The sequence below is a fragment of the [Mycobacterium] manitobense genome, from assembly GCF_025821665.1.
In the GTDB taxonomy this organism is placed as follows: Bacteria; Actinomycetota; Actinomycetes; order Mycobacteriales; family Mycobacteriaceae; genus Mycobacterium; species Mycobacterium arseniciresistens.
Genome location: NZ_JACKSJ010000242.1, coordinates 1 through 513 on the forward strand (window position 1 = coordinate 1; position 513 = coordinate 513).

Annotated in this window: 1 pseudogene; it reads right to left on the bottom strand. The window is 68.8% G+C overall.

From position 1 onward, the window contains the following. Positions 1-496, bottom strand: a pseudogene (locus tag H7I41_RS26790) (RDD family protein); the annotation flags it as partial. Positions 497-513 lie beyond the last annotated feature (17 nt).

The window sequence follows — 513 nt, forward strand, 5'->3', positions numbered from 1 at the left end:
ACATCGATGCGGTGGTCGAGGTCAGCTCGGGCTCCTCCAGCACGGCGCTGTTGACGGCCCAGTACTCGTTGGACGCCAGAGGTGCCGTCTGAAGCGCCTCCTGTTGGGCGATCAGCTGGGGCCGATAGACCTCGCTGGCCAGCGACTGTGCCCGGGCGAAGTCATCCTCGGCGGTCTCCGGGGTATAGCTCAGCACCTGCTCGACGATGCGGGGGCCCTGCTCGGCGATCTGGGTCCGCGCCTCCTCGAGGGCACGGTCGTGTCGGTACACCACCAGGTAGCCCGACGCGGTCGCGGCGATGCATACCACGGCGAGGGTCAGCAGTCCGATCGCGACCGGTCGGCGCGGACTGCGTTCCGGCTCGCCAACCCGGTGCACTTCGGTGCGCAACAACAGGTCCGCGAAGGTGCGGTGTCGCCGATCCCACAGCGGCCACAGCCAGCCGAGCAGCACTGCGGCGGTGTCCAGCAGGTGGGCGATATCGCGGAGAAACAACCGTCCGACGTCCGCCG